We start from the raw sequence: 3814 nt of genomic DNA, 5'->3' as shown, positions 1-3814 counted from the left end.
GCCCCGGAACCCCCGCCGGCAGGCGCCCCCCGAAACAGAAACGCCCTGCCACGGGCCGTTGGTGCGCGACCGTGGCAGGGCGGTGGATCGGGCGGTGACCGACTGGTGTGCCACGCCGTCGGGACCGCCCTTGCGGTGTCAGGCCGCGACGACGCTCTTGATGCTGTCGTAGAGGGCGAGCATGGCGCGCGCCGACGGCAGGATCATTCGACCCTCGCGAGTGAGCCGTGACCCGGTGGAGTCCCGGACGAACAACTCGGTGCCCAACGACTGTTCCAGGCACTTGATTTGATAACTCACAGCTGGCTGGGAGTAGCCCAACGCTTGGGCTGCCTGATCCATACGACCTAGTTCCGCGATCGATACAAATGCCCGAAATTCGCGCTCATGCATGAAAGCCCCCACAGTGCATGTCCCCGTCCGTGATGGAGGACACCTCCACCACGTGGGATCCATTTTGGCCAAACACCACGCGGATGCATTTTGGCCAAGCTCCACCGGCCCGGCCACGTCGCTGCAGGAATCTGACATGCCGTGGTTGCAGGAATCTGTCACGCCGTGCAGGAATGTGACGGGCCTATGCAGGAATGTGACGAGACACTACCCAGGCTGTGGACGGTGGTATAGGGAATCGGCCCACCGCACCGGAACTCGGGGAAACGGACTGATGGTCGGCGCCGGGCTCGAAGCGCGTCAGCCGATACCGGTGAGCGTCGAGGCCAGCGACAGCAGCACGGCGCCCGAGGTGGCCACATAGCCGTACCGCCGGAGATCACGCGGCACGTCGGCGCGGCGGACATAACCGAGGACGGCCAGGGCGAAAGCCACGCCACCGATGACGAAGTACGGACCCCACAAGAAGAGGTACCAGTCGATCAGTGGGGTCAGGTCCGGCTCCACGGTCCGGACGCCGGCCTTGACCAGCACACCGTAGATCACGAAGTAGCCGCCGTGCCAGACCAGCAGGGCCATGGCACCACTGCCGCAGAACACCAGCATGCGGCTGGTCCACAGGCCCCGCAGGCGCGTCAGGCCCATGCCGATCACCGAACCGAAGAGCTTCAGGAAGGCGGTCACCCACAGGACGATCATGAACCAGGTGACTCTGTCCTCGGCCATCTCCACCAGGTCGGGCGAGACGGTGGACTCGGCGCCGAAGGTGCCGCCCATCGCCCAGATGAAGCTGGGAATCGCGAACAGGAGCCCCCATACGCCGACCGCGTATCCAGCCCATTTACCTATCCGGGTATCCATGTGTTCGTCAGAGGCGCGGCACCCTCGCGGATCCCTCCTCCGCTCTCCCTTCGCTGTGCGTACGGTTCACACTCGCAACGAGGCCGGCTGCCCCATGGCACGCCCCATGGAGGTCTCTACCCCAATGGATCAAGGCCCTTACCCGTCAACCGCTGGTGAAGTCGGTGGACTTCACCATACGGAGCGGGGAAAGGCGTCCGGCGGACGAGTCCGGAGCGCGCCGTCGGGGCCGGGGCAACGCCGGGCGGTCGGTCCACTCGTCCGGGCCGCCGACGATCGGGGTGGTGCGGGGGCCTCCCTCGCTGTGGGCCTGGGAGGCCCCCGCACCGGGTCCCACGGCGAGGCCGTGGGAGGTCAGTTTCCGCCGAGCCGTTCGAGGATGCCGGGGCCGATCAGGGCGAGCGCCTCGGGCACGGTCAACTCGTCGTGGGTGAACGGAAGGTCCCGCACATCCGGCTTCTCGGTAAGGTGCGGCTCCCACAGCTCGATCGACGGAGCGGACTCCGGACGGTCCTTGATCGCCCGGTAGAAGAGCACCTCGCCGTCGAACCGGCCCGCGGTGTGCGCGCGGCCCAGCGCCATGCTGTTGTGGATCACCTTGCCCACCCGGTCCAGGGTCTCCTCGTCGAAGTTGCCGAAGAGTCCGCCGCGTTCGCGCAGCACCTCCACCACCCGCTCGGCCGTCAGTCCGCCCTCGATCTCCGCCGGATCGGCACCCGCGTAGCGCAGCAGGGCGTCGAGGAGCTGCTCCTCGGAGAGCGCGCGGGAGGCCAGCTCCGGATCCGCCGGGTAGGAGTCCAGCATGGCCAGCAGCTCGACCTTCTCACCGGCCTGCTGGAGCTGTACGGCCATGGCGTGCGCCACCGCGCCACCGAACGACCAGCCCATCAGGTGGTACGGCCCCTCGGGCTGGATCTCCCGGATGCGCGCCACATAGTCGGCCGCCATCTCCTCCAGGGAGGTGGGCAGGGCCTCGTCGCTGCTCATGCCCCGGGCCTGGAGCACATAGAGCGGATGCTGGGCCGGGACCTCCCGCAGCAGCCCGACATAGGACCAGCCCAGGCCGCTGACAGGGTGGACGCAGAACAGCGGCGCGCCCGAGCCGCCCGTGCGCATCGGCAGGACCACGTCGAAGATGCCGTCCTCGGCGTCACCGTCGAGGCGCAGCGCCAGCTCGGCCACGGTCGGGGCCTCGAACAGCGTCCGGATCGGCAACCGCACTCCGAACGCGGCCCGCACCTTGGTCAGCAGCTGGACGATCATCAGCGAGTGGCCGCCCAGGTGGAAGAAGTTGTCGTTCACCCCCACGCTCGGCACGCCCAGCGCCTCGGCGAACAGCCCGCACAGCACCTCTTCCCGCGGGTTGCGGCTGGGCCGGGCCACCACGGGGGCGTCGGTCTCCTCCGCGGTGGTCTCGTCCCACTGCGAGGGCAGGCGCATGGGCCGGCCTTCGATCTCCGGCACGTCGATGGCGGCGAGGCGGATGTGGGGCTCGGCGGTGATGGTCTCCAGCACGTTCAGGAAGCGCTCCGCGAGGGCTTCGATGGTGGAACGATCGAACAGGTCGAGGCTGTACGTGATGGCACCGGTCAGGCCGGCCCCCTGCGGGGCATCGCCGAAGGCGAAGGACAGGTCGAACTTGGCCGCGCCCGCGGGGACCTCGTACGCGCCCCCCTGGAGGCCGGGCAGCTCGATGACGGCTTCCGGGGTGTTCTGGAAGACCAGCATGACCTGGAAGAGCGGGTGCCGGGACAGGGAGCGGGTCGGGTTGAGGACTTCCACCAGGCGCTCGAAGGGCACGTCCTGGTTGGCGTAGGCGGCCAGGTCGTGTTCGCGGATGCGATCGATCAGCTCGGTGGTGGTCGGGTTGCCGTCCAGCTTGGTCCGCAGTACCAGGGTGTTGACGAAGAAGCCGATCAGCGGGTCGAGGGCCTCGTCGGTGCGTCCGGCGATGGCGGTGCCCAGGGTGATGTCCTCACCGGCGCCCATGCGGGAGAGCAGCGTGGTGAGTCCGGCCTGGACGGTCATGAAGAGGCTGGACCCGGTGGTGCGGGCCAGGCTCTCCAGGCTGCTGTGCAACTCGGGGCTGATGGAGAAGGTGACGCTCTCGCCGCGGTAGCTGGATGTGGTGGGGCGGGAGCGGTCAGCCGGAAGCGCGACCTCGTCCGGTGCGTCGGCGAGGGCGTTCTTCCAGTGGGTGAGCTGGGCGCTGATGGGGGAGTCAGGGTCGTCTTCGGAGCCGAGGACGTCGCGTTGCCAGAGGGTGTAGTCGGCGTACTGGACGGGGAGCGGGGTCCAGGTGGGGGCGTGTCCGTTGGCTCGGGCGGCGTAGGCCTCGGAGAAGTCGCGGGCCAGCGGGGCGACCGACCAGCCGTCACCGGCGATGTGGTGGAGGACGAAGAGGAGGACGAACTCTCCTGTCACCTCGTCCGTGTTCTGGTTCTGTGCTTCGTCGGTGGTGAGGTGGTAGAGGGTGACGCGGAGGGGGGTTTGGGTGGCGAGGTCGAAGCCTTGGGTGGCTTGGGTGGTGATGTGGGTGTGGAGGTCGTTGGGGTGGGTG

Annotated in this window: 3 protein-coding genes; all 3 read right to left on the bottom strand. The window is 68.3% G+C overall.

The genetic code is table 11. The annotated features are described in order from the left end of the window. Positions 1-138: 138 nt before the first annotated feature. The gene (locus E4099_RS34975; RefSeq protein ID WP_135342293.1) at positions 139-393 is read right to left on the bottom strand and encodes a LysR family transcriptional regulator; all 255 of its coding nucleotides are present in this window, start codon (positions 391-393) and stop codon (positions 139-141) included. 300 nt (positions 394-693) lie between these two features. Next, positions 694-1254, bottom strand: a complete 561-nt coding sequence (locus tag E4099_RS30200) for a DUF3995 domain-containing protein (protein WP_135342292.1) — start codon at positions 1252-1254, stop codon at positions 694-696. 354 nt (positions 1255-1608) lie between these two features. Further along, positions 1609-3814, bottom strand: a 2206-nt coding sequence (locus E4099_RS30195; protein WP_135342291.1) for an alpha/beta fold hydrolase, incomplete at its 5' end; no start/stop codon positions are given.

Origin of the sequence: Streptomyces palmae (genome assembly GCF_004684805.1) — a bacterium.
GTDB classification, from domain to species: Bacteria; Actinomycetota; Actinomycetes; order Streptomycetales; family Streptomycetaceae; genus Streptomyces; species Streptomyces palmae.
Note: the sequence above shows the minus strand (reverse complement) of the source record. Positions and strands in the feature narration are given on the sequence as shown.

Bases quoted from the DNA above. Each gene is read 5' to 3' on its own strand.
- E4099_RS34975 (WP_135342293.1), bottom strand. From the start codon at position 393: ATGCATGAGCGCGAATTTCGGGCATTTGTATCGATCGCGGAACTAGGT.
- E4099_RS30200 (WP_135342292.1), bottom strand. From the start codon at position 1,254: ATGGATACCCGGATAGGTAAATGGGCTGGATACGCGGTCGGCGTATGG.